20 protein-coding genes are annotated in these 25,697 nt (G+C 42.9%); 11 read left to right on the forward strand and 9 right to left on the reverse strand.

What is annotated here, in order from left to right; all coding sequences use genetic code 11:
• Positions 1-14 precede the first annotated feature (14 nt).
• The 4 genes from CTT31_RS08345 to CTT31_RS08360 form a co-directional block, all read right to left on the reverse strand.
• Positions 15-1,946, reverse strand: coding sequence for a S41 family peptidase (locus tag CTT31_RS08345; RefSeq protein ID WP_260492342.1), 1,932 nt, complete (start codon positions 1,944-1,946; stop codon positions 15-17).
• 234 nt (positions 1,947-2,180) lie between these two features.
• On the reverse strand, positions 2,181-3,890 hold the full coding sequence (locus CTT31_RS08350; RefSeq protein WP_260492343.1) for an AMP-binding protein: 1,710 nt from the start codon (positions 3,888-3,890) through the stop codon (positions 2,181-2,183).
• Between the two features lie 227 nt (positions 3,891-4,117).
• On the reverse strand, positions 4,118-7,291 hold the full coding sequence (locus CTT31_RS08355) for an efflux RND transporter permease subunit (protein WP_211859788.1): 3,174 nt from the start codon (positions 7,289-7,291) through the stop codon (positions 4,118-4,120).
• 4 nt (positions 7,292-7,295) lie between these two features.
• On the reverse strand, positions 7,296-8,468 hold the full coding sequence (locus tag CTT31_RS08360; RefSeq protein WP_039495769.1) for an efflux RND transporter periplasmic adaptor subunit: 1,173 nt from the start codon (positions 8,466-8,468) through the stop codon (positions 7,296-7,298).
• A gap of 418 nt (positions 8,469-8,886) precedes the next feature.
• Here CTT31_RS08360 and CTT31_RS08365 point away from each other — a divergent pair, with 418 nt between their 5' ends.
• Entirely contained in the window at positions 8,887-9,489 is a 603-nt protein-coding gene (locus CTT31_RS08365) for a TetR/AcrR family transcriptional regulator (protein ID WP_010604874.1), read from the forward strand.
• Here the strand turns inward: CTT31_RS08365 and CTT31_RS08370 are convergent.
• From CTT31_RS08370 to CTT31_RS08385, 4 genes are all read right to left on the reverse strand, one after another.
• Positions 9,473-11,317: an ABC transporter ATP-binding protein gene (locus tag CTT31_RS08370; RefSeq protein WP_211859789.1), complete on the reverse strand. Its 1,845-nt coding sequence runs from the start codon at positions 11,315-11,317 to the stop codon at positions 9,473-9,475. The two genes, CTT31_RS08365 and CTT31_RS08370, sit on opposite strands and share 17 nt — an antisense overlap.
• Positions 11,318-11,406: 89 nt before the next feature.
• The gene (locus CTT31_RS08375) at positions 11,407-12,594 is read right to left on the reverse strand and encodes a hypothetical protein (RefSeq protein ID WP_260492344.1); all 1,188 of its coding nucleotides are present in this window, start codon (positions 12,592-12,594) and stop codon (positions 11,407-11,409) included.
• A gap of 178 nt (positions 12,595-12,772) precedes the next feature.
• The gene (locus tag CTT31_RS08380) at positions 12,773-13,219 is read right to left on the reverse strand and encodes a DUF3010 family protein (RefSeq protein WP_010604871.1); all 447 of its coding nucleotides are present in this window, start codon (positions 13,217-13,219) and stop codon (positions 12,773-12,775) included.
• A 34-nt stretch (positions 13,220-13,253) separates the two neighbouring features.
• The gene (locus tag CTT31_RS08385; RefSeq protein ID WP_260492345.1) at positions 13,254-14,246 is read right to left on the reverse strand and encodes an endonuclease/exonuclease/phosphatase family protein; all 993 of its coding nucleotides are present in this window, start codon (positions 14,244-14,246) and stop codon (positions 13,254-13,256) included.
• Positions 14,247-14,475: 229 nt separating this feature from the next.
• On the opposite strand from CTT31_RS08385, the gene thrS reads away from it, so the two are divergent.
• The 4 genes from thrS (at position 14,476) to rplT (ending at position 17,763) form a co-directional block, all read left to right on the forward strand.
• Positions 14,476-16,386 (forward strand): threonine--tRNA ligase, encoded by a 1,911-nt coding sequence (thrS, locus tag CTT31_RS08390; RefSeq protein WP_017217299.1) that lies wholly within the window; start codon positions 14,476-14,478, stop codon positions 16,384-16,386.
• A 56-nt stretch (positions 16,387-16,442) separates the two neighbouring features.
• Positions 16,443-17,006, forward strand: coding sequence for a translation initiation factor IF-3 (infC, locus tag CTT31_RS08395; protein ID WP_017217300.1), 564 nt, complete (start codon positions 16,443-16,445; stop codon positions 17,004-17,006).
• Positions 17,007-17,187: 181 nt separating this feature from the next.
• On the forward strand, positions 17,188-17,388 hold the full coding sequence (gene rpmI / locus CTT31_RS08400) for a 50S ribosomal protein L35 (RefSeq protein ID WP_010604868.1): 201 nt from the start codon (positions 17,188-17,190) through the stop codon (positions 17,386-17,388).
• Between the two features lie 15 nt (positions 17,389-17,403).
• Positions 17,404-17,763 (forward strand): 50S ribosomal protein L20, encoded by a 360-nt coding sequence (gene rplT / locus CTT31_RS08405; protein WP_010376973.1) that lies wholly within the window; start codon positions 17,404-17,406, stop codon positions 17,761-17,763.
• A gap of 95 nt (positions 17,764-17,858) precedes the next feature.
• Here the strand turns inward: rplT and CTT31_RS08410 are convergent, their stop codons facing one another.
• Entirely contained in the window at positions 17,859-18,692 is an 834-nt protein-coding gene (locus tag CTT31_RS08410) for an SDR family oxidoreductase (protein WP_260492346.1), read from the reverse strand.
• 126 nt (positions 18,693-18,818) lie between these two features.
• On the opposite strand from CTT31_RS08410, the gene CTT31_RS08415 reads away from it, so the two are divergent.
• The 6 genes from CTT31_RS08415 (at position 18,819) to CTT31_RS08440 (ending at position 25,649) form a co-directional block, all read left to right on the forward strand.
• Entirely contained in the window at positions 18,819-20,606 is a 1,788-nt protein-coding gene (locus CTT31_RS08415) for a M14 family metallopeptidase (RefSeq protein ID WP_026000935.1), read from the forward strand.
• A gap of 2 nt (positions 20,607-20,608) precedes the next feature.
• A complete protein-coding gene (locus CTT31_RS08420) occupies positions 20,609-21,250 on the forward strand; it encodes an MBL fold metallo-hydrolase (RefSeq protein ID WP_069019112.1) in 642 nt (213 codons plus the stop codon).
• A 111-nt stretch (positions 21,251-21,361) separates the two neighbouring features.
• On the forward strand, positions 21,362-21,820 hold the full coding sequence (locus CTT31_RS08425; protein ID WP_010376979.1) for an Lrp/AsnC family transcriptional regulator: 459 nt from the start codon (positions 21,362-21,364) through the stop codon (positions 21,818-21,820).
• 204 nt (positions 21,821-22,024) lie between these two features.
• On the forward strand, positions 22,025-23,581 hold the full coding sequence (locus CTT31_RS08430; protein WP_211859792.1) for a SulP family inorganic anion transporter: 1,557 nt from the start codon (positions 22,025-22,027) through the stop codon (positions 23,579-23,581).
• Positions 23,582-23,754: 173 nt separating this feature from the next.
• Positions 23,755-24,825: a sensor histidine kinase gene (locus tag CTT31_RS08435; protein ID WP_017217305.1), complete on the forward strand. Its 1,071-nt coding sequence runs from the start codon at positions 23,755-23,757 to the stop codon at positions 24,823-24,825.
• A complete protein-coding gene (locus CTT31_RS08440) occupies positions 24,825-25,649 on the forward strand; it encodes a LytR/AlgR family response regulator transcription factor (RefSeq protein ID WP_010376983.1) in 825 nt (274 codons plus the stop codon). The genes CTT31_RS08435 and CTT31_RS08440 overlap by 1 nt, the downstream gene beginning before the upstream one ends.
• The last annotated feature ends 48 nt before the right edge of the window (positions 25,650-25,697 follow it).

Raw genomic sequence — 25,697 nt, forward strand, 5'->3', positions numbered from 1 at the left:
TGGTAGCTAAAGTATTAGAAAAACCTCGTTGAATTCCATAAACGTGTTTTACCACTATCTAACCCAACAAACTGCACCGTACCAGTCGTTACGTTACTTGGTAATGTATAGCTAATCGTTTTAGCTTGAGTACCATACGCAAATGCAGAAATACGTTTTACTTTAGTGCCATCAATGTATACGTCTACGTATTCTGTGTTGGTTACATCAAAATTATACACTCCGTTAGTTTCAGCAACCGACGCAAATCTATCTGAATTAAATGCTACCGTTGCACGCGCTGTAGGTTTTGCGAGTAACTTACGAGCGATCGTATTGAAATCTTGAGTATCACCATCGAATATGTCTTCAACGTTATAACTGACAACTTCATTGGCAACACAGCCGTAGTCCTCAATGAGCGCATTGATGTGATGACCTTGACGTACCGACTGACGCCACGACACCCGCATACTTTGATCATAAGGTAGCGCTTGATATGGTGCACCCACGTACTGTACAAATAAATCGTGCTCAATTACGTTTGCGCCACCTGCACCAGTACGTTCGTGCTGTCCAAATACGGTTGCAATACCGTTATCTTGCATACCACATGTGAACATATCACCTGCAGAGTAGGTGTTAGCGTTTGCCCAAACCCCCACGTTACCATAATATGCCTGCCCAATCTGGTTCGCTGCATCTTTTGTCATGAATGAGGTTGCAGCAGAGTATTGTTCATTGGTGCCTTGTACGTCAGCTAATACTTGGTGCCAATTATCACTTAGGTAAGTACCGAACAGGGAATTATTTAGAATATGGTGGTTCTCAGGTGTGTTGATAAAACGTACATGAGACGGAGTAACACGTTTTGGTGTAAACAGTTGTAGTAAATAGTCGTTATATAGAATATTACCACCAGGGTTGCTTCTAACATCAATAATAAGTGCTTTCGTGTCACTTAGCTGGTTATCTAAGATATCTATGATGGCAACAAGGGCAGTGTTAGTTCCATTTTTAGGTGAAAAAGAGGCAATCTTAATATAGCCGACTGACTCGCCGTCTACTTGTACTTTATTCCATGTTACCGTCGGCTCAGCAGTGGCATTGGCTGCTAGGGCAAAAGCACTATCTTGTGCTGCAGCTTCTAACTCTTTAAATGTAGCAAATTCATAGTTAATACTTTGCGTAAACTGCGCTGCATTATCCTCTGTATTCGCTTGTGTAGTCGGATTTCCGTTGTAAACCAACCAAGGCAAGTTAACACTATATATTTCGCCCGTTTCGTAAGATTCCAAAGTAAGCGTTAGCGCGTCATTTTGTGGCGGCATCTGTTTATTATGTGATTTGATAGTCAAGTTATTTAACGCACCAACAAACCCGCCATCTGGATTAGCCCCACCGCCTTGGAATAGTGTGTTGTTTACTACATCCGTTACTGCTTGGCCGTTGTATGCAATGACTTTATCACCTAAAGAAACCGTTGATGTATCTGGTGCAAGTACGGTGTAGTTTTGCCAGATACGGTTTACGCGTACTTCCTTGCTGCCATCTGTATTGACGGTTTGTGCAAAATGAACTGGCACAAAAGAAACAAAGTTTTTCATTGGTGCCGGGTAGTTATAGTCCAAATGAAAATCTCGCTGAGATAAGAAGATCTTTTGCAGCTGCTGATGAAATTGAGAAGAACTTAGATTTCCCATGTTATTGATTAAGTCGTCTACTGCAACGACAGGGTCTAAGTGTCCGGCCGGAGAAAGACCGTAGTACAGGTTTTTGGCATATTTATTGACGTATAAACCGTCAAGTAATAGTTTTGCTTGCTCAGCTACAAGCGCTTTTTGTTCATAACTATAATCTTGAATACTAATTTGGTCGCGTGTGTCTTCAAGATAGGATATTTGTGCCATTGCACCCGTTGTAAAGCTTAATGCCAGAAGACTGGCAACTGTTGATAATTTAAACATATTGTTATTGTCCTGTATATGGAAACAAAACTGTTTTATATCTTTTGGGTACAAAAGTCGATAGGTGTTAAACAAAATGATAATAATTTATTGCTTTTATGTGTGTTAATTAAACCGAACTTCCTACTCTTTGTAGGCTAACTAAGGAGAGTATTGGGAGAATTGAGTTTTAGAGGATTATTTGATTTGCCACGCAACACTCATTTGCGTGGCATCAAGGATGTCGAACGCAAATTAGGCTGTTTGATGTAACTCTTGCTCCATTTGATCTCTCATTTTAAACTTTTGGAGCTTACCCGTTACCGTCATCGGATAGGCATCAACCAATTTGATGTATTTTGGCACTTTGAAATAGGCGAGTTTATCTTTTAAAAATACACGAATATCTTCTTCCGAAATATAGTGCCCGGGCTTAAGTTGAACCCAAACACATACTTCCTCACCATATTTTTCGTCTTTGATCCCAAATACAGCGGCGTCTTGAATATCATGATGATGATAAAGCACTTCCTCAATTTCTCTGGGGTAAATATTCTCGCCACCGCGAATGATCATGTCTTTTATGCGGCCGACGATGCTAACGAACCCTTCGTCGTCCATTACCCCTAAATCGCCAGAGTGTAGCCAGCCGTCGTCATCTATGGTCGCCGCCGTTTTTTCTGGGTCTTGCCAATAGCCTTTCATTACACAATATCCTCGGGCACATACTTCACCAGGCGTACCAATTGGGGCAATATGTCCTAGCTCGTCAATAATTTTGACCTCGGTATGTGGCATAGCACGACCAACAGTCTGCACGCGTTTTTCTACAGGCGAATCGATCTCGGTAATATTATTGATTGGGCTGCACTCGGTTTGCCCGTAACCAATGAGTACATCGGTCATATGCATTTGGGTTTGTACTTGGCGCATGACCTTTTCTGGACAGGTGGAACCTGCCATCACCCCAGTGCGCAGCGAAGATAAATCAAACTGCGTAAAGTCTGAGTGTTCTAATTGTGCGATAAACATTGTTGGTACACCGTGAAGCCCGGTGCATTTTTCTCGTTCAACAACTTCTAAGGTGACAAGCGGATCAAAGCTATCGTTAGGGAATACGGCGCACGCACCTTTACTAATACAAACGAGATTACCGAGTACCATACCAAAACAATGATAAAGCGGCACGGGAATACAAAGCTTGTCTTGCTCTGTGAGCTTCATAGCATTGGCGACGAGTAATCCGTTATTGAGGATATTACTGTGGGTGAGGGTGGCGCCTTTTGGATTGCCAGTAGTACCTGAAGTAAATTGAATATTGATAGCGTCACAGGCATTTAGGTTGGCTGCAATCGCATTTGCCTCAAGATAGTGGGCATCATTAGCTTTAGATAACAAAGTGCTGAAATTCATTAGACCCGGTTCAATATCCTCGTCAATCAGCACAATCTGTTTGAGTGAGGGAAGGCGCTGTGAAGATAATTCGCCAAACATGCAGTCGTAGGATTCTGGTGCCAGCTCTCTAATCATGTCAACGTAATGGCTATGTTTAAAAGACTTCGCCATAACTAACATCTTACACTCAACATTGTTTAGCACGTATTCAAGTTCGCTTGGGCGATAGGCGGGGTTAATACACACCATAATTACACCAATTTTAGCAGTTGCGAATTGCACTAGACTCCATTCAAGGTTGTTCGGAGACCAAATCCCAACTCTATCCCCCGGTTTGATCCCCACAGCTAAAAGGCTTGCGGCAAGTTGATTTATTTTTGCCAGATACTCACGATAATTTAAGCGAACTGATTGATGAGAGACAACAATGGCTTCTCTTTCTGGATAATTGTCGACAATATTTTCTAGATATTGCCCTATGGTGAGTTGAGTGAGCGGTGCTACTTGGGGGCCTTTGAAGTAACTCTTTGTAAGTGCACCTGCTTTTATTAATTGGCTCTCGGTCGTCATATCTTGTCCTTGCTGTTGATCTCTAGTTTTTATCATTATGCTTTATCAGTGATAACCTAATTGTCGACAAAATCAAGTGCAATTGGACGAAAAGCATGAAATTACGACTAATGGCTAGTGATAAAGTGTGTAATGGCAAGGTAGTGGAAAGGTGGTAGTAGCTTTATCAGACATATAAAAAACGCCTGAAAATTCAGGCGTTTTGTGGTTTAACTTAAGGGATGTTATTAAGCTAATCCTTCATCTGTATCGACATGCTCATCTTTATGATGCTTCGCGATTTCATCTGAAAGTTCTTGCTTAGAACGCTTCTCTGACATCCGTCTTGCCATTAGCCAGTAAAAGAACAGGGGCAAGAAGAATACTGCAAGGAAGGTAGCCGAGAGCATACCACCCATTACGCCAGTACCCACACTGTGTCTTGCTCCTGCTCCAGCTCCAGAACTCATAACCAGCGGAACTACGCCAAGTATGAAAGCAAGTGAAGTCATGATAATAGGTCTAAAACGCAGTCTCGCTGCTTCAAGGGCTGCGGTTGCTGGACTCCATCCTTCTTGATATTTCATTAGCGCGTACTCGACAATAAGAATGGCATTTTTACTTGCAAGGCCCAGTAGGGTAACCAAACCGATTTGGAAGTAAACGTCGTTGGTCAGCCCAGCAATCCAGATTGAGACCAAGGCACCGAAAGTACCAAATGGTAGCGCTAACATAACCGAGAATGGCAATGACCAGCGCTCATAAAGTGCTGCGAGGATCAAAAATACCATGATCACGGCCATACCGAGTGCAATACCAGTTGTGCCAGAGTTTTGCTTTTCTTGGAACGCGGAACCCGTCCACTCGAAAGTCATATCTGGTGGTAGTACTTTGTTGGCGATACGCTCAAACTCCGCGATAGCTTGACCTGAGCTGTAGCCAGGTGCTGCTTCGCCCATTAACTTAACTGCAGATAAGTTATTGTAACGATTCATGGTTTCCGGACCGCGACTATACTCAACATCCGTAAATGCAGAAATTGGTACCATTTCGCCACGATTGTTTTTCACATAAATGCGGCCTACATCTTCCGGTGTCATTCTAAACTCGGCTTCTGCGGACATAATCACCTGCCATGCACGGCCAAACTTATTGAAGTCGTTGACGTAGTAATTACCTAAATTTGCTGCAAGTGCGTTAAACGCAGAATTGATATTAACCCCCATGGCACGCGCTTGTTCACGATCCATATGTACCTTTAGCTGCGGTGCATCAGGACGCCATAGCGTTTGAATGCCTGTAAGGATTGGGCTCTTCTGCGCCTCGGCCATGATCATCTGCATGCCTTGCTTCAATTTAGCGGGATCAGAGCCGCCTTTATTTTGCAAGAAGACTTCAAATCCGCCTGTTGTACCCAAGCCGAAAATTGGCGGTGGGTTAAACGCCAGCACTAATGCTTCGTTAATATGCGCGGTTTTCATAAATAGCTCACCAACTAGTTCCTTCGCTGACACATCGCGTTCATCCCAATGTGTTTGTGTCACGAACATAGTCGCCGCGCTGTTTTTGAAGCCACCACCGATGAAGTCCATTCCCGTAAACGCCACGACGTTTTCGTTAGCAGGGTTAGACTTTGCAGCAGCTATCACTTCATCGGCCACTTTAGCGGTGCGCTCTAATGAAGAGCCGTCAGGCAAAAACACCGCTATCATGTAGTAACCTTGGTCTTCGTCTGGTACCAAAGAGCTTGGTGTTTTTTGCCACAGGAATACCGTTGCACCAATCATCGCTACCATCAATGTTAGGCCTACAAAACCACGGCGAACCATAAAGCTAACCGTGCCAACATAGCGTCCGGTTACACGATGGAACCAGTCATTGAACCACAAGAAAAACTTGGCATCTTGTTTGTGCTCGTGCTTAAGCAGCAATACACAAAGTGCAGGCGTCATTGTCAGTGCAACCACACCGGATAAACTTACAGAGATGGAGATTGTGATCGCAAATTGGCGGAATAGTTCGCCTGTTAACCCACCCAGGAAAGCGATAGGTACAAACACCGAACACAATACCAATACAATCGCGACTACGGGGCCGCTTACTTCTTGCATCGCTTTAACCGCTGCTTCTCTAGCCTGCAAGCCTTGCTCATGCATAATCCGCTCGACATTCTCAAGTACTACGATGGCGTCATCTACCACGATACCAATCGATAACACCATGCCGAACAGCGTAAGCGTGTTAATCGAGTAACCGAGCATATAGAGACCTGCAAATGTACCAAGTAACGAGACCGGAACTGCAAGCGTTGGAATTAGCGTTGCACGCCAGTTTTGCAAGAACAGGTAAACCACTAAGAATACCAAGATCATTGCTTCACCAAGCGTTTTTAACACTTCTCGAATTGAGACTTCTACAAAGCGTGTGGTGTCGTAAGAGTTAACGTGAGCGAGACCTGTAGGGAACTGAGGTTTGATCTGTTCAATTTCAGCCTCTACTGCTTTAGCCACGTCAAGCGCATTCGCGCCCGGTTGTAAGAATACACCGAGTAATACCGCTTCCTTACCGTTAATAGTACCTTGGAAGTTATAGTCTTTAGAACCAAGCTCTACGCGAGCAACATCCTTAAGGCGCAGTGTTGAGCCATCAGGGTTTGCACGAACGATGATATTTTCGAACTCTTCAGCCGTCGATAAACGTCCTTTCGCGGTGACACTATAAACGAGCGATTGCGCGTCTTGAGATGTCGGTGTTGCACCAATACTACCCGCTGCATACTGAGAGTTTTGCTCTCTAATTGCACCCGCAATATCGTCAGCTGTGACTTGCAGTTGACTCATAATATCCGGGCGCAACCAAATACGCATGGCATAGTCTTTAGCACCGAAAATCTGCACGTTAGTCGTACCAGGAATGCGTTTGACGCGGTCAAGGATATTCATGGTGACGTAGTTAGATGTCCAGAGACTTTCTCGAGTACCATCTGGCGAATAGAATGCGTGTACTTGTAAGAAGTTAGAAGATGTCTTTTGAACCACCACGCCTTGGCGTCTAGTTTCTTCAGGGAGACGAGCTTCTACTTGCTTCACCCGGTTATTTACATCTACGGCAGCTTGATCAACATCCGTTCCAATCTCAAAAGTAACTGCGATCGTCGTTACGCCAGAGTTCGTACTGGTTGATGTCATGTACATCATGCCTTCAACACCGGTGATCGCGTTTTCTATAGGGGTTGCAACAGTTTGTTCTAATACATCTGCTGATGCACCAGGGTATACCGCGCGTACCTCAACTTGAGGTGGTGCAATTTCGGGATACTGTGCAACAGGCAAACTGCGCATAGCAGCAAGCCCGGCAAGCACTATCACGATAGAGATAACAAAGGCAAAAATAGGCCTGTTTATGAAATATTTGGAGAACATCAGATTATTCCCCTTGCTCGCTCACAGACACTGGCATACCAGGGAAGAAGATCCTCGCCATACCTTCAACGATGACAGGTTGACCTTCTTTTAAGCCTTCGCGAATAACCCACATATTCTCATTATTAAGCTTGACCCATTCACCAACTTTGACTGGCGCAGGTAGGGCTACGGTTGCACCTTGTTCATTTTTGGTAGCAATGTAGACAAATTTCCCCGTACCATTGTCTAGTACCGCTCTTTGTGGAAGTACAACGGCATTATTGCGTACCGCACCAGAGAGCTTAACTCGCACAAACTGACCCGGTCTTAACTCACCATTTTCATTAGGAATACGAGCTTGTAACTCACTGGTACCCGTAAAGCGGTTTACCCGGACGTCGCTAAAGTTTACTTTACCAGCTTGTCCGTACAGTGAACCATCTTGCAGAATAATCGTAGTATCAAATTCATTGTTTTCCGGTAATGACAATGAGCCATTTTCTACATCTTGGCGCATTGTAAGCTGCTCACGCTCTGAGAAGCCAAAGCGAGCACGAATGGTGCTGATGTCGGTAAGTTCAGTTAATAGTACACTCGGACCGGAAACATAGCTGCCTTCTGACATCAGCTCACGACCCACAATACCAGAAACTGGTGCTTCAACTTTGGCATATTCAAGGTCCAGCTTAGCTTCACTCAACGCGACTTTTGCAGATTCTAAATTCGCAACTGCAATATCGTAAGCCGATACTGAGTTATCAAAGTCGCGCTTTGATACTGAACGCTCGTTCTTCAAACGCTCAAGCCTTTCGCTCTCGCGCTTAGTTTGATCAACGTTTGCTTTTGCTGCCTGAAGTGCTGCCTGCGCTTTTTCTACCGCTAATTCAAAAGGTTTAAGCTCGATGGTGAATAATGAATGACCAGCTTTTACAAACTGACCTTCCTCAAAGTTGCGAGATTCGATGATCCCAGACACTCGAGAACGAATTTCGACTTCTTTATCTCCCGCGAGAGTGGCCGGAAGTTCGATATCGAAAGGTACTGATTGAGTAGTAACTTGTTGTACACTCACTTGCGCAGGTGGCATTGCATGGCCCCCTTGCTGTGGTGCTTCTGAACACGCTGACAAAGTGCCTAACGTGAGCATTAAAAAAGATAGGTGTTTAACACGACTGCGTATTGATGCTGGATACATGAACACTCCAATTCCTATATTATCATTTTATGCTGCCCCGGCTTCGACGGGGAACTACCTTGCAATTTGCCTTTAATAACGCACACTCAACTGGATGCAATCAGTCAAGTGACTTCATTTCATACCTTAACCACACCAAAGTAAAGGCTATTTGTTCGACAATTAAACAAGTAAACGGTAGTGTATACTTAAAGAAATAAAAGGTAAACGGTTGCGTGTACTTTTCTTCAATTTAGGTATACGATCATGTGTACTTTTTATTAACGACTTTATTGATTAAAATAAAGGGAATGTTGATTTATTACGAAGAAGGCTTACCTCTGTATAGAGAGGTGATTCTTGGTATACAACTGACCATGTGAGTAGCAGCTATCAATGGCTCGCTTTTCCCACTATTAATTAAAGACAGAATAAGTAAATGACGCAACTTTCACCAAAACAGCAGTCAATTTTATGTGCAGCGATAGAAGAATTCGCTCAAAAAGGCTTGCAGGCGACGACGATGGAGTCGATCAGTCAATCAGCGGAAGTATCAAAGCGCACGTTATACAAGCATTACTCGACCAAAGACGAGCTCTTTGATGCCGTTGTTGAGCTGTTAATTGAGCGAATTAAGCCGATAACTGCGATACAATTTATCCCAAACTATGACTTTTCAGTGCAACTGCAACATCTTGCGAAAAGCGCAATGACTTTGTTGAATGACGAGGATTATATGCGTTTGTCGCGTATTGTGATGATTGAATCGATGCGTAGCTTTGAGCAAGCACAGAATTTAAATGAAAAGTTTAGTCATTGTGAAGCCGCGATGATCCAATGGTTCGAAGATGCTGCGAATTCAGGGTGTCTTGGTAGTTTTGATGCGGACTTTGCCGCAGCGTACTTTTGGGGCGCACTGAAAAAGCTAGGCTATTGGGAACGCGCGATAAAATGGCAAGCTCCGCTTCCAGAAGCAGAGCTTGATATATTAGTTGAAAAGGCGGTCTCGCTATTTTGTAATGGCGTTACTCAACGCCAATAAATCCACCGGTTTGATGTGACCACAGTTTGGCGTAAATACCACCTAAAGCTAGCAAGGATTGATGGCTTCCTTCTTCTACTATCCGACCTTCATCCATAACGATTAATCTGTCCATTTGTGCAATCGTGGATAACCTATGGGCAATTGCAATAACGGTTTTACCTTCCATCAGTGCATCTAAGCTCTCTTGGATAGCTTGCTCAACCTCAGAATCCAAGGCTGAAGTGGCTTCGTCTAAAATTAAAATTGGCGCATTTTTTAGTAATACACGGGCAATGGCGATACGTTGGCGTTGGCCACCTGATAGTTTCACACCGCGTTCACCTACTTGTGCGTCAAAGCCAGTATTACCGTGACTGTCTTCTAAGTCTTGGATAAAATCGTAAGCCTGCGCTTCTTTTGTTGCGGCTATTAATTCTTCTTCTGATGCATCAGGGCGACCATAAAGAATATTGTCACGCACGCTGCGATGGAGCAAAGAAGTATCTTGCGTCACCATGGCGATATGACGTCTTAAGCTTTCCTGTTTTACTTTCGCAATATTTTGGCCATCTATTTCGATGCTGCCGCCGTCGGTATCGTAGAATCTCAGTAATAAGTTCACTAAGGTCGACTTCCCCGCACCTGAGCGGCCAACTACACCAATTTTCTCCCCGGGTTTGATATGTAGGTTCAGGTTGTCGATGACGTTATGTTGTCTCGCTGCATCTTTACGCTTATAAGCGAAGGTAGTGTTACAAAAGTCGATTTTTCCGGCTTTAAAATCTAACTGTGGCGCTGTCTGTTGGTCAACAATATCAAGTGGTCTTGAGAGTGTGTTCATGCCGTCTGCAACGGTACCAATATTTTCGAATAGGCCGCTAATTTCCCACATTATCCACTGTGCCATGCCATTTAGACGTAAGGCTAAACCTACTGTAATCGCAATTGCACCAGCGGTTATTGCATTAAATGACCATAAGTAGATTGAAAGAGCGGCAACGGAAAATACCAGCAGATAATTTAAGGCCTGAATACTAACATTTAAACTAGTTGCTAAGCGCATCTGCTTATAAACAGGTTGAATAAACACATCCATGCTGTCTTTGGCATATTCTTCTTCTCGTTTGGTATAAGAGAAAAGCTTTACGGTTGAAATATTGGTGTAGCTATCAACTATCCTTCCCGTCATTTCTGAGCGCGCGTCAGCCTGCTCACTAGAAACGCGTTTTAGTTTAGGAACAAAATAAAACTGGAAACAGATATAGCAGCCAAGCCAAATAACCAAGGGGATCATCAAACGTATATCACTGCTTGCAACAAGCGCGAGCATTGCGGTGAAGTACACTAAAATATAAACCAGTACATCGAGTAGTTTCATGACTGATTCGCGCACAGCTAGGGCAGTTTGCATCACTTTAGTTGCAATACGTCCTGCAAACTCGTCTTGATAGAATGTCATAGACTGCTTTAGCAAGTAGCGGTGTGCCTGCCAGCGAATAGCCATTGGGTAATTACCCAATAAACTCTGATGCAAAATGGCGCTGTGAAAAAAGACTAACAGTGGCAGCGCCACTAACGTGATCACAGACATTCGGATTAACTCGGCTTGTTTGGCTTCAAATAGAGTTTGTGGTGTATAAGTGGAGAGCCAGTCAACCAAATCACCCATAAAGCCAAATAATGTTACTTCCAAAATTGCGAGGATCGCAGCACTTAGCGACATAAATAATAAGGGTAATTCCATTCCCTTAGTATAGAAGCGACAGAAAGCCAACAAACCGTGTGGTGGCTGACCAACTTCTTGCTCGGGAAAGGGTTTGGTAAAGCGTTCAAATACTCGATACATGGATGATCCCTAAATTTGTTCAGAAGCTAGTCTACCTTGATAGTATGAAATGCGCGAGTCACAGATTGGTGCTCAATTTGCACGAATGATTATAGTTGTTTTTGGTTGAGTAGTTTTTGTGTAATGAGCTCACCAGTGACAGCATCATAGCTACTCAAAGTCAGTGGCGTAGAATAGTGCTTTAAATAGACCAGATCATGTGGTTTTTCTACTGTAATTTTGTCGATTGGGACGAGCTTATTACCGTCATCGACAAAAAATGACAGCTCTAAATAGCATGGAAAAACCTTTTTACATACACCAAGTGATTGTTGTTGTAGATCAAACGTTGAGGAAAGCCAGCTTGGCCTATTATTGATTTTCGTGGTTTTGGGCCAAGTTACAGAAAGATCAAATCGTTGCGGATCTGAAGAGTAGTGCTGAGATTGGCTTGCTACTCGTGCGAGCAGCAAAGGAGTATTGCCACTCACTGATTGAACCTCAGATAAGCGAACCTGATCAACGGTGAGTGGATTAATTGTCAATGTTTGTTTGAGTTCACTCGCCAGTTGGTTTTGCTCATCTAGTTGAGAAAACCCGAGGTGAACGAGTAATTTTGCATCACGATTGTTATCAAATACTTTTTCTTTTAAGTGTTCAGCCGCGGCTTTGGCTCTACCTTGTTGTGAGTCGTGATCGTAACTAATAATCTCGTAGCCAAGTGATTTGGCTTCAAATATCAAGCTAGCGTAAGTCGCTTCCATGGTGTAGATCCCATGTTCGTATGTTGTAAAGCCATGTTTATTTATTTGCTGCTCAACGCTTACCTGCGGGGTGAGTGCTTCTAATGCAAGATAGCGATAGCCTTGTTCATATAAAGGCTTCAACAGGGCAATCGTTAGCGCTCGGTGTTTAGCATTATGATACGCCTCGTTTACCATAGTGATACGCGTGTCAGCAGCCTTTTGCTCTATGATTTCTAGCGCAGGAACTAGCCGATAATCGTTTAGCAACATATCTGGATTGATCACCCCTGAGGTGAGTTTTTCTGCTTCAAAATAATTGCCGACGATAGAATGATAGGTTGCTGCATATTGAATGTTTGCTGAGCTGCTATCTAAATGCCCTTTGACTGGAATTTGGCTTTCGAGTGACCGTGTGTTTTCAAACACACGTTTATCTGAGTTAACACCAAAGATTAAAGAAGCAGGGTTAGCGCTTGAATTTGCTAATGCTGTTACGGATATCAGCGAACATGCGCAAAAAATAACGGCTTTTCCATATTGTTGAGGTAACACCTAAATCCACTCCTTGCGGTTTATTACGGTTATATTAATAGCATAAAAGCGCGGAGGGCTGAATCAAATAAAAGCAAATTTTTTACAAGTATTTTATATTTGAATTATTTACAGGGGAGATAAATGTGGATGCAAATAAAAAGGCCAGTAGCTAAGTAACTGCTGGCCCTTGATATGATTATTCTTCTTTGCCGTATGTTTTACGAAGAATATAAACATAGGCATTGATGAAAGCTTGCTCTTGAAACTTTTTCAACCCAGTGTCTTCATAGTCAACAGGAATTGGGTTTCTTTTTAATTGCTCTTTAACTTCAGTGCCAGAAAGTAACTGCACGTCCACACCTGAAATTAACTGGATTGCAGCTTCCATTTTAAAACCAGCCGCACTACCTGCGAATTTACCTTTGTGTGGGCGCTGACGAATGGCGATAGAATCTACGCCGTAATCTTCTACTAGTTTTGCAAAGTCGAATTGGAACTTGCGCATTTCATCAAGTTCTGTCCCTTGGTTACTTAACGTAAAGCGGCGCTGACGAATGTCTCTAATATCAAAAACATCATCTTCTTTCGTTAGCATACAAAGCAGAGCTTCGCTGCCTGAAATTTCAACCCCAAGTGTTCTCATTTTCGTGTCCAGATTATGCAAAAATTGAATTATCTCACAGTGTTATTTCTATTGCTATCGCTGCATGGTCAGAATAGCAAATATCTTCGTCCATACGCTTTGGATCAAGGTGAGCATCGTAACTGTAGTAATGTAACGACTTCACCCTGGGCGTTTCTCGGTTGGGATTGAACTCTTTTGAACAAAGAATGTAATCAAGTACATTGCCCTCACCTTGATAGTAATGACTGGCTGGTTTTTTTTTGTGGTTGTTGTCAGCGTAAAGAAAACTGTCGAACAACCCGACACTATCAAAGCCATTACTAGCAAGGACGGGTGGAAAGGCTTGCGTCATAAAAGATAATGCCGGGCTGTCTAATGCATCATTGAAGTCGCCCATCACCAATGTTGCAGCCTGTTTCTCCCTTTGTGTCTTTAATGCATCGTAATAAATGATGGAAGCTTCGAGTGAACGTGATATCTGCGACTGCATCGTACCTACGGTTTCGTGAAGCAATGTAAGTAGCGGGTCATCTTGATTGGAATCTCCCAGCATGTGGGCCATTGAATGTACGCGTTGAGACTTAAAGTGCACGGCATAACACGCCAGTAACCCAAAGCCTGGAATGTCGAACTTACATTTTATCGGGGTGCGATTGAATTTAAATTGATGTTGATTATTAAGGTATTCGAGTAATTCGGGGCAGGGCTCTAACGGCGCAAAGGATTTAAATGGTAGTTTTGATGCGATAGCGACCACGGGTTTAAACAGTACCGATGGGTAGACGTGATCAGGACTTGGCGCATCGACTGTGGCAAAGTGAACAAGACCTAAGTCTTCGCACAGCATCTGTAAGCTATCAGGTGAGAAGACTTCTTGAAACACAATGACATCGGGGTTTATATGCTGAATGAGTCCCGTGATAAACTGAGTTTTGGTTTGCCACTGTGTTTCATTATAGTGCTCATGAAGTTGATAAAAAGAATAAGGCGGCGCTGCAAAATTTAGTAGATTAAAGGTTGCAAACCGATAACGCTTTTTGGCCACGAATAATCCCAAAATAGTATTTGTAAATTAATAGATTAATTTTAGCTCTAGGCTTGCACTTAGCCAAGTAACACGCGAGAATAGTGATTCTTATTCGAAAGTCCTCGGATGAGCCGCGATAATTCGCGCAAGACAATGCTTATTCGTAAAAGCGTTGATAGGCACACTTTAAAATTAATTAAATACATGTGATGCATTGTAGGTGTCACCACTGTAAATAGGATTTATCATGCCAGTTATTACTCTCCCTGACGGCAGTCAGCGTATTTTTGAAAACCCTGTCACTACTCTAGAAGTCGCTCAAGACATCGGTCCTGGCCTTGCGAAAGCAACGATTGCTGGCCGTGTAAATGGCGTTCGTGTTGATGCTTGTGACCTCATCGAAAATGACTCAGCGCTTGAAATCATCACCGCAAAAGACGACGACGGTCTTGAGATTATTCGTCACTCGTGTGCGCACTTGATTGGTCACGCTGTAAAACAATTGTTCCCAGAAGCTAAGATGGCGATTGGTCCTACCATCGACAACGGTTTCTATTACGATGTTGACTTAGAGCATTCGCTTACTCAAGAAGACCTTGAAGCGATTGAAAAACGCATGTTGGAGTTGGCAAAAACCGACTACGACGTAGTAAAGAAAAAGGTGAGCTGGCAAGAAGCGCGCGATGCATTTGCGGCACGCGGTGAAACCTATAAGATGGAAATCCTAGACGAGAATATCGCGAAAGATGACCGCCCAGGTTTATATCACCACGAAGAATATGTTGATATGTGTCGTGGTCCGCACGTACCAAATATGAAGTTCTGTCACCACTTCAAGATTATGAAAGTGGCGGGCGCATACTGGCGCGGCAACTCAGAAAACAAGATGTTACAGCGTATCTACGGTACAGCTTGGGCTGACAAAAAGCAGCTAAAGGCGTATCTTAAGCGTTTAGAAGAAGCTGAAAAGCGTGATCACCGTAAAATTGGTAAAGCACTCGACCTGTGGCATTGGCAAGAAGAAGCGCCAGGCATGGTATTCTGGCATAATGATGGCTGGAGCATTTATCGTGAGCTTGAAGATTTTGTTCGTGAAAAACTACGCGAATATCAGTACGAAGAAGTAAAAGGTCCGTTGATGATGGACCGTGGCTTGTGGGAAAAATCAGGCCACTGGGACAAGTATTCAGATGCTATGTTCACGACTGAGTCAGAGAAACGTGAGTATGCTATTAAGCCGATGAACTGCCCAGGTCACGTGCAGATCTTTAACCAAGGTCTAAAGTCATACCGTGATTTACCATTACGTATGGCTGAGTTTGGCTGTTGTCACCGTAATGAACCATCAGGCGCACTACATGGCTTGATGCGCGTTCGTGGCTTTACTCAAGATGATGCGCATATCTTCTGTACAGAAGAGCAAATCATGGATGAAGTATCTGCCTGTATCAAAATGGTATATGACACTTACTCGACATTTGGCTTTGAAAAGATTGTTGTAAAACTTTCGACTCGTCCAGAAAAGCGCATTGGTGAAGACGAAATGTGGGACAAAGCGGAAGCTGCATTGGCTGAAGCGTTAAAAGTTAACAACATCGAGTTTGAATATCTGCCGGGTGAAGGGGCGTTTTATGGTCCTAAGATCGAATTCACGCTGTATGATTGTTTAGAGCGTGCGTGGCAATGTGGTACAGTGCAATTAGACTTCGCACTACCAGGTCGTTTAGGTGCAACTTATGTTGCGGAAAGTAACGAGCGTAAAACACCTGTTATGATCCACCGCGCAATTCTGGGTTCACTAGAGCGCTTTATTGGAATTCTAACGGAAGAATATGCTGGTCAGTTCCCAACTTGGCTTGCGCCGAAACAAGTTGTGATCATGAATATCACGGATAAACAAGCGGATTATGTCCACGAAGTTGTACAAAAGTTGAATAAACTTGGAATAAGAGCTTGTGCCGACTTGAGAAATGAGAAGATTGGTTTTAAAATCCGCGAGCATACTTTAAAACGTATACCTTATTTACTAGTGGTGGGTGACAAAGAAGTCGAGCAACAAGAAGTTGCAGTAAGAACCCGTACTGGTGAAGATTTAGGTAAATTATCGATTGATGATTTCATCGTTAAAGTTAGCGAAGAGATTAAAAATCGACTATAAATATAAACTTGCGTGTACTTTACTTTTTCTGGTGCACGCATTTACTTTTGAATTTTTTGGAGGAACGTACCATTAGAGGCGGCAAAAAAGGGCAAAATAACGCTCAGAAAAATCGTATTAACGAAGAGATTACAGCGAAAGAGGTTCGCTTAATTGACGCTGAAGGCGAGCAAGCTGGCATTGTCTCAACAAGAGACGCACAAAACATGGCGGACGAAGCAGGTCTAGATCTAGTTGAGATCAGTCCAAATGCTGAGCCACCGGTTTGTAAAGTGATGGACTACGGTAAGTTCCTTTTTGAAAAAGCAAAAATCCAAAAAGAACAAAAGAAAAAGCAAAAGCAAATTCAGGTTAAGGAAGTTAAATTCCGTCCTGGTACAGATGTTGGTGATTACCAAGTCAAGCTACGTAGCCTTCGCAAGTTTCTTGAGGGTGGCGACAAAGCTAAAGTCACAATTCGCTTCCGTGGTCGTGAAATGGCGCACCAAGAGATTGGTATTGATCTACTAGAACGTATCAAGACTGAATTGGAAGATATCGCATCAGTTGAGTCTTTCCCGAAAAAAGTAGAAGGTCGTCAGATGATAATGATGATGGCGCCTATTGCTAAAAAGTCTTAATCTCGGCATAATACGCATCGAATTTAACGCAGGTCTCAAGTGCTAACGCCACCTGCGTTATCCGGTTTTAAAGTAAGGTATTGATCCTTCACCGGTTTTAGGTAGTAAGTTAGGCCTACAAGTGAGTTTATCTCCGCCTACTTACATTGTGTTAAAGCAATATCATTCGGAGTTATTGCAAATGGCTTATAAGCTAAAATCACACAGAGGTGCTGCTAAGCGCTTCAAAAAGACTGCTTCTGGCGGTTACAAGCGTAAACAGTCGCATCTTCGTCACATTCTGACTAAGAAATCTTCAAAGCGTAAATTACACCTTCGTGCTAAGTCTATGGTTCATAAGAATGACCTAGGCCTAATCGATCGTATGTTACCATTCGCTTAATAGAGGATATCAGAAATGGCAAGAGTTAAACGCGGCGTAGTTGCACGTGCACGTCACAAAAAAGTATTAAAGCAAGCTAAAGGTTACTATGGAGCGCGTTCACGCGTTTACCGCGTAGCTTTCCAAGCGGTAACTAAAGCTGGTCAATATGCTTACCGTGACCGTCGTGCTAAGAAACGTACTTTCCGTCAACTATGGATTGCTCGTATCAACGCAGCTGCACGTCAAAATGGTCTTTCTTACAGCCGTTTCATCAATGGCCTTAAAAAGTCATCGATTGAAATCGATCGTAAGATCCTAGCTGATATCGCAGTATACGACCAAGTAGCTTTCGCAGCACTAGTTGCTAAAGCAAAAGATGGTCTAGCTGCTTAATAAGCGGAACTAGAATTAGTCTTAGGACTAAACCTGGTATTGAAAAGGAGCCTTAGGCTCCTTTTTTAGTTTTATACTCGTTATCAACGCAAGCGTTAGCGGTTTTTTATTAAGATTTTATCCAGCATCTTACTGCTCAATATTCGTTTTAAGTATCCCATCAAATAGGTTGGAAACGTAACGTAATATCTCGGCTTTGCAGTCTTCGCACTCAGTGCGTGTTGCAACGCTTTATAAACAGCTTCTGGTCCTAAGGTAAATTTTTGTGGTGCTTCTTCTGAGCCTAAGCGGTTAAGCTGCGCCTGATATGCATTGTGATGTACACTATTTTCGTGATCGATATTCGCTAAAAAGGCGTGTTTCGCGTTCTCTCTAAATTTAGACACGATTGGACCTGGCTCTATTAGGCTAACTTGAATATTGCTACCTGAAAGCTCCATACGTAGGGTGTCGGTAAGTCCCTCAAGTGCAAATTTGCTCGCGTTATAAGCGCCACGATATGGCAGAGCGACTAATCCAAGTACGGATGAGTTATGAATAATGCGGCCTGCGCCTTGCTTACGCATTTGCTCAACTGCGAGACAGGTGAGCGTATGCCAGCCAAAAAAGTTAACTTCAAATTGTTGCCGTAACACCTCTGTAGGCAAGTCTTCTACCGCACCAGGTTGGCCGTAGGCACCGTTATTGAATAACGCGTCTAACTGACCATCTGCGATTGTCAAAGCTTGGTTAAAGCCATCATTTATACTTTGCTCGCACGCTAAGTCGAGCAAAATACATTGAATGTTTGTGCCTTCAAATTTATTCAAGTCTTTTGCATTTCTAACCGAAGCAATAACTTGATATCCTGCTTTTGACAATTGCACAGCGCAGTAATAACCAATCCCGCTAGAACAACCTGTGATTAAAATTGATTTTTGTACGCTCATTTGATCCCTAAAGTTATGGTTATCTGCGATTAACTGCAAATTTTTGTTGAATCACCGCACATTGTAAGCCGATATCTAAAATATTGATATAATTGGCAGATAAAAGCAGAGGAATAGAGAAATATGATGAGTTCCAGCATTATTATGCTTACTGCAATGCTAGGTATGAACGGTCATTTACCACCTTTGATAGAGTGGCAGGGCAAAAGTGAACAACTATTACAACAACAGGGCCCATTAACGACTGATTTTGAACTAAGCGGTGCGATAGACTCTCCTGATTATGCTGACACGATGGCATTCGTTGACCGCCTAGTGGCTGCCAATCCGACCCAGTTTAAGCTAGAGACGATTGGGTTTAGCAATAGTAATCGTGCGATTAAGATGATTGTTGCAACGGAGCAGGGCGGTGACAAGTCAAATGTTATTAATAATGGTAAGCCAACCATTTTAGTACAAGCTGGTATTCATGCCGGAGAAATTGACGGCAAAGATGCGATGTTTATGTTGCTTCGCGATGTTGCAACCGGTAAGCGCCGTGATATCTTGACGAAAGTGAATTTACTCTTTATCCCTATTCTCAACGTCGATGGGCATGAAAGGCGCAGCGAGTTTAACCGTATAAATCAACGCGGCCCGACTGTTATGGGCTTTAGAACCAATGCCAATAACTTAAATCTGAATCGTGATTACACTAAATTGGATACGCCAGGAGTTAAGGCGGTCATGCAGGTGATTAACGAATATAATCCGGATCTGTACATCGATGTTCATGTAACGGATGGCGCAGACTACCAATACGATGTCACTTATGGTTTTAACCCAACTTTTGCAAGTGAGTCACCTGCAATAGCTGAGGTGTTAGAGAATCAGATTTCGCCACAAATTAATGCAGCGCTTGCCGCTCAAGGGCATATTCCAGGTCCACTTGTATTTGTGATGGATAAGCGAGACTTTAAAAAAGGGTTGGCTGGTTGGGTGGCAACACCACGATTTTCAAATGGTTGGGGAGATTTAAAAGGACTGCCGACCATACTGGTAGAGAATCACTCATTGAAGCCCTATAAGCAGCGCGTGTTAGGCACTTATGTGTTTATGGATGGCGTTATCAGTGGCCTTTCAAGCAATATTCAGGCATTACGAGAAGCGGTTCAAAAAGAGGCTGAATTCACACCGAAACAATTGGTTGTCGAACGCAGCTATGCAAAAGAGCCGGATTACATTCAATTTAAAGGTATCAAATACAAGCAGTTTGAAAGTGCATTGTCTGGTCATTTGGAAGCTAAGTATTTAGGCGAGCCGCAAGACTATGAAAAGCTGCCAATTTATTGGCAGAAGGAAGTAAAAACAACGGTGAATGTACCTGAGCAGTTTTACATTCCCCCGGCATATCCGGAAGTGGTCGAAAAATTAAAACTGCACGGAATTACCGTTTCTACACTGCCGGATGGAACGGTAGTGGAAAAAGTAAGCCAAGCTACAGTAAAAGACTACAAGTTCGATACAGCTCCTTTTGAAGGGCGCTTTAGAGTAAATGCGACTTTTGACATTAAGGAGCTCTCAGACAAGGTCGATCTCAGTGGGTGGTATAAAGTAGCAACGGCACAAAAATCTGGAGAGCTGGTGACTCACTTGCTACATCCAGAGGCGCCAGACTCATTTTTTGCTTGGGGGGAGTTCAATACTATTTTCCAACGTACAGAATATGTTGAAAATTATGCACTTGAACCTTTTGCGCGAAAAATGCTAAAACAAAATCCAGCAATGGCGCTAGCCTTCGATAAAAAAATACGTGAAGACAAGCAGTTTGCAAACGATCCAAAAGCGAGGATGGAGTGGCTTTATGCAAGAACTCCGTTTTATGATAATGCGTATCTTAAATATCCTGTTTTGATGTCGTTTGGAGCAAACTAACCATGCAAGTGTTCACAATTCCAGTTACCCCGTTTATGCAAAATTGTCGTGTTATCGTGTGTCCAGAAACACAAGCCACTGCAATTGTAGATCCAGGTGGTGAAGCGGAAAAAATTATCGCGCAGTTGGACACTCAGGGGTTAGTGCCAAGCATGATCTTGCTTACCCATGCGCACCTTGATCATGTGGGGGCAAGTACAGAATTAAGTGAACATTTTAATATCGAGATTATTGGGCCTCATCAGGGCGACCAATTTTGGTTGGAAGCCTTGCCAATGCAATCACAAATGTTTGGTTTTCCTAATCATGCTGCTTTTTTACCATCAAAGTGGTTAAATGATGGTGATAAGGTTAAGGTGGGAAACTTAGCTCTCGAAGTCAGACATTGTCCAGGGCATACTCCAGGGCACGTGGTATTTTATGAACCAAACTCAAAACAGGTTTTAGTAGGAGATGTGTTGTTTAAAGGGTCTGTTGGTCGTACTGACTTTCCAAAAGGCGATGCAGCCCAGCTAAAACAGTCTATACAAGATAAGCTGTTTACTTTGCCTGATGAGGTCGTGGTGCATTCGGGTCATGGTGAAAATACCTCAATTGGCTTCGAAAAGGCGACAAATCCTTTTATGAGTGGCCGATTTGGTTAAATATAGTGGAAGTGGCATAGTAGTGGTATGCATTTTTTAATTTGCTATGCTTCAGGGAATAACAATCAGCATCGGTTAATAGACTGATGTGCTAACTAAACTAGAATAGATATGTCATTGAACCAAGTAGATCGCCAGATACTGGCATTGTTACAGCAAGACGCAAGTCTTTCTACCGCTGAAATCGCTGATAAAGTGGGACTATCTCAGTCACCTTGTTGGCGTCGCATCGCTAAATTAGAGCAAGACGGTTACATCAAAGGCAAAGTTGCATTGCTGGATGAGAAGAAACTCGGATTTGATATGTTAGTTTATGCGCATGTTAGGCTTTCAAACCATGGCCGCAATAACCTTGCCGAGTTTGAAAAATTGATCTTAAGTTATGACGAAGTGACAGAGTGCTATTCTATGGCAGGCACCATGGACTTTATGCTGCGTATCATTTCGAAAGGCATTGAAGGCTATGAGCAATTTGTTCGTGATAACTTACTTAATTTAGAATTCGTCCAAGAAGTACATTCAAACGTTACAATGACTTGCGTTAAGCGCAGCACTTCCTTACCACTTTAATACAATTTGTTGCCCTGCTTCGTTGGGTAGGGCTTCCCGTCATCTTTTCACCATTGTTCTATACTACAATGTAGGCCGCTTTATTGAGCTATGTATTACAAACGAGTTTGCGATACAAGCTTGTATCTTATTTGTTAAAGGCGCTGCTTTTTGCTAAAATCCGCCGCCTTTGTGTTCATAGTCAATTCACACCAGAGGATATTGATGTTTAATCTTATCAGCAAAGCGCCTAGCTCTGCTAAAAACGATGTACTGTCTGGGCTTACGGTCGCTTTGGCACTTGTGCCTGAGGCTGTGGCTTTCGCTTTTGTTGCACAAGTAGACCCATTAGTCGGTTTATATGCAGCATTTATTGTCGGTCTTGTGACTTCAATCTTTGGTGGTAGGCCGGGTATGATCTCGGGGGCAACAGGGGCTCTTGCCGTGGTAATGGTGAGCCTTGTTGTTGAGCATGGCGTAGAATATCTCTTTGCAACCGTATTACTCATGGGCCTCTTACAAATACTCGCGGGTATATTTAAGCTCGGCAAGTTTATACGTATGGTACCGCATCCTGTAATGCTAGGCTTTGTAAATGGCTTAGCTATCGTTATCTTCCTCGCCCAGCTTGGACAATTCAAAGTACTTGACGAACAGGGTGATCTTACGTGGATGCAAGGTGAGGCGCTATATATTATGGCTGGCTTGGTTGCATTGACTATGGCCATTATTCACTTTTTACCAAAGCTAACAACCGCGGTGCCTTCGAGTCTAGCTGCGATTTTAGTGGTAACCGGTATTGTTATTGGTTTAGATTTAGATGCTCGTAATGTGCTTGATTATCTGAAAGATATGTCAGGTAACGTAGATGCAACGATAGCTGGCGGTTTTCCTGCTTTCCATATCCCTGAAGTACCATGGACATTTGAAACATTTAAAATCATCTTCCCATACGCACTTATCCTAGCAGCGATTGGTTTGATTGAATCTCTACTAACGCTCACGTTAATCGACGAAATCACCGAAACACGTGGTCACAGCAACCGCGAATGTATCGGTCAAGGTGCGGCTAACGTTACTTGTGGTGTGTTTGGTGCGATGGGTGGCTGTGCGATGATTGGGCAATCAATGATCAATATTAATTCTGGTGGACGTAGCCGTTTGTCAGGTATCACAGCGGCATTATTACTACTTGTATTTATTCTGTTTGCGGCAAGCCTTATCGAGATGATCCCGCTTGCGGCGCTAGTTGGTGTAATGTTTATGGTGGTATTAGGGACTTTTGAATGGTCAAGTTTTAGATTAATAAGAAAGATCCCTAAATCAGATGCATTTGTAATCGTCTTGGTGTCGGGGGTTACAGTGATTACAGATTTGGCCATTGCAGTTTGCGTTGGTGTCATTGTTTCGGCTCTCGTATTCGCGTGGGAGCATGCGAAACATATTTACACCAATAATTATATTGATGAGCAAGGCTCGAAAGTATATGAATTACACGGACCTCTGTTTTTTGGGTCGGTGAAAAACTTTGCTGAGCTGTTTGATGTTAACAATGACCCTGATGATATCATTGTTGAATTTAAACATAGCCGTGTTGCTGACCACAGTGCAATTGAAGCGATAGATGCGTTAGCTGAACGTTATAAAAAGGCTGGTAAAACGCTGCATCTTCGCCACTTAAGCCAAGACTGTAAAGTATTGCTAAGTAAAGCTAAAGATCTCGTTGAGCTAGACGGCCAAGCAGATCCTACTTATAAAGTGGCATCTGACAAGCTTGCTTAAGAGCGACAGTTTGAATAGATGAATATAAATTAACTGGTTAATTTATTTCAAAAAAAGGCACTAAGGTGCCTTTTTTATTTGCGGCAAGGTGTGTAAAAACTGAGACCACCAGCAGTGAATAGAGACGACATGCTGAGATATAATCCAGTTAAGATAGAAGAGGTATAATCATTTTGAAGTGGCAATCACTGGTTGATAACAGGCAGAGATTTTTCTGGGTATTACAAATAGCCGGTTGGCTGGGCTACGCGCTAGTTAACTATATTGGCTCAAAAGTCTTTGAAATGCGCGATATTTATGTGTTTGTCATCGCATTAAATGCCTATGCAGGTTGCTTGATGACCGTACCGCTACGATACCTCTATCGTAAAATTTGGAATGCAACACCGTTGGTGCTGATATTCGTTGTGTTTACGGCGTCATATGTGACTGGAACACTATGGGCGGTCGTTCAGAAGTTTAATCATTGGGAAATATATCGCCACGGATATCGGCCGGATGAGTGGTTTTATTACTTACAGCAGGGACTAGACTCTGTCTATATCATACTCTGTTGGAGTGGGCTGTACTTTGGTATTAAGTATTACCAGTTGCTACAGAGTGAGCGCCAAAAAGCTTTGAAAGCCAATACGATGGCTCATGAAGCGCAATTGAAAATGCTGAGATATCAATTGAATCCGCATTTTCTATTCAATACGCTTAATGCAATTTCAACGCTTATATTGGTTGAAGAAAACAAAGATGCGAACCAAATGGTCTCAAGGCTCAGTGATTTCTTGCGCCATACATTGAACACAGATCCAATAAAAAAGGTACCGCTTGAGCAAGAACTACATGCGTTAAAGCTGTACTTAGAAATTGAGAAGGTGCGCTTTGATGAGCGCTTATCTATTGAGCTTGATGTGACAGAAGAAGCCGAACAGGCACTAGTACCAAGCTTGATCCTACAACCACTCATTGAAAATAGCATTAAATACGCAATTGCCCATATGGAGCATGGCGGCAAAATTGAAATAAAAGCGCAGGTGTTTGCCAATGAACTACTCTTGGAAGTAGGAGACAATGGTCCTGGCGCGGAACTGGAAGATGGGCAACTGAAAAGTGCACAGGGAGTGGGTTTAGCGAATACCAAAGACCGTTTAAAAACCTTGTACGAAAATAATTATTCATTTGTGCTCTCGGATAATGAGCCAACTGGTTTGAAGGTAAACATTCGCGTTCCATATGAAAGGGCGAAGAAGTAATGAGCAAAATTAGAACACTAATCGTAGATGACGAGCCGCTAGCGAGAAAAGGGTTAGCGGTAAGGTTAAGAGATTTTTCTGAAATCGAAGTTGTAGAATTGTGTGGCAGTGGTCAACAAGCAATCGATCTATGCAAATCTGAGGACATAGATCTGGTCTTTCTCGATATTCAAATGCCGAACATGAACGGTTTTGAAGTGGCGAGAGCGTTGAGTGAAAGTGTTAAACCATTGCCTGCTATCGTATTTGTAACTGCGTTTGATCAATATGCTGTAAAGGCATTTGAGATCCATGCGCTGGATTACATCTTAAAACCCGTTGATGACAACAGATTAAAACAGGCGGTGGAGAAAGTGCAAAGCTATTTAAAAACACAACAAGACAATGCGCATAAGAAAAAGCTAGCCAGCTTTGTTGCAGGGATCACTGGTAATAACTGTGAAGAAATCCTTAAAAAACTTGCAACAGGAGATACAATTGAAGATAAAAAATTCCCTGAGTCGCTCGCGGTAAAAGAGCAGGGTGAAATCATTCGAGTATCTACATCGTCAATTCAGTGGATTGATGCAGCCGGTGACTACATGTGCTTACACTGTAGCGATGGTCAGACTCATATTTTACGTAAAACAATGAAAGATCTAGAACAAGAGTTAGATCCAACATTATTTGTGCGCGTACATCGCTCTGCAATTGTTAACACTAAGCAGATCAGTAAACTGGTCACGCAAAGCAGTGGCGAATATTTATTGGTACTTGAGAATGGTCAAGAGCTTAAAGTCAGCCGTAGTTACCGTGATAAAGTAAAGGCCGCACTCGCAAGCTGATACGATAGCGAGCTAAAGTGATTTGCACCGTGTTTAGCCTACGATGAC

Origin of the sequence: Pseudoalteromonas maricaloris, assembly GCF_024746855.1 — a bacterium.
GTDB classification, from domain to species: domain Bacteria; phylum Pseudomonadota; class Gammaproteobacteria; order Enterobacterales; family Alteromonadaceae; genus Pseudoalteromonas; species Pseudoalteromonas maricaloris.

Excerpts from the sequence above, each read along its gene's own strand:
- CTT31_RS08345 (WP_260492342.1), bottom strand. The coding sequence starts at position 1,946 with ATGTTTAAATTATCAACAGTTGCCAGTCTTCTGGCATTAAGCTTTACA.
- CTT31_RS08350 (WP_260492343.1), bottom strand. The coding sequence starts at position 3,890 with ATGACGACCGAGAGCCAATTAATAAAAGCAGGTGCACTTACAAAGAGT.
- CTT31_RS08355 (WP_211859788.1), bottom strand. The coding sequence starts at position 7,291 with ATGTTCTCCAAATATTTCATAAACAGGCCTATTTTTGCCTTTGTTATC.
- CTT31_RS08360 (WP_039495769.1), bottom strand. The coding sequence starts at position 8,468 with ATGTATCCAGCATCAATACGCAGTCGTGTTAAACACCTATCTTTTTTA.
- CTT31_RS08365 (WP_010604874.1), top strand. The coding sequence starts at position 8,887 with ATGACGCAACTTTCACCAAAACAGCAGTCAATTTTATGTGCAGCGATA.
- CTT31_RS08370 (WP_211859789.1), bottom strand. The coding sequence starts at position 11,317 with ATGTATCGAGTATTTGAACGCTTTACCAAACCCTTTCCCGAGCAAGAA.
- CTT31_RS08380 (WP_010604871.1), bottom strand. The coding sequence starts at position 13,219 with ATGAGAACACTTGGGGTTGAAATTTCAGGCAGCGAAGCTCTGCTTTGT.
- thrS (WP_017217299.1), top strand. The coding sequence starts at position 14,476 with ATGCCAGTTATTACTCTCCCTGACGGCAGTCAGCGTATTTTTGAAAAC.
- rpmI (WP_010604868.1), top strand. The coding sequence starts at position 17,188 with ATGGCTTATAAGCTAAAATCACACAGAGGTGCTGCTAAGCGCTTCAAA.
- rplT (WP_010376973.1), top strand. The coding sequence starts at position 17,404 with ATGGCAAGAGTTAAACGCGGCGTAGTTGCACGTGCACGTCACAAAAAA.
- CTT31_RS08410 (WP_260492346.1), bottom strand. The coding sequence starts at position 18,692 with ATGAGCGTACAAAAATCAATTTTAATCACAGGTTGTTCTAGCGGGATT.
- CTT31_RS08415 (WP_026000935.1), top strand. The coding sequence starts at position 18,819 with ATGAGTTCCAGCATTATTATGCTTACTGCAATGCTAGGTATGAACGGT.
- CTT31_RS08420 (WP_069019112.1), top strand. The coding sequence starts at position 20,609 with ATGCAAGTGTTCACAATTCCAGTTACCCCGTTTATGCAAAATTGTCGT.
- CTT31_RS08425 (WP_010376979.1), top strand. The coding sequence starts at position 21,362 with ATGTCATTGAACCAAGTAGATCGCCAGATACTGGCATTGTTACAGCAA.
- CTT31_RS08430 (WP_211859792.1), top strand. The coding sequence starts at position 22,025 with ATGTTTAATCTTATCAGCAAAGCGCCTAGCTCTGCTAAAAACGATGTA.
- CTT31_RS08440 (WP_010376983.1), top strand. The coding sequence starts at position 24,825 with ATGAGCAAAATTAGAACACTAATCGTAGATGACGAGCCGCTAGCGAGA.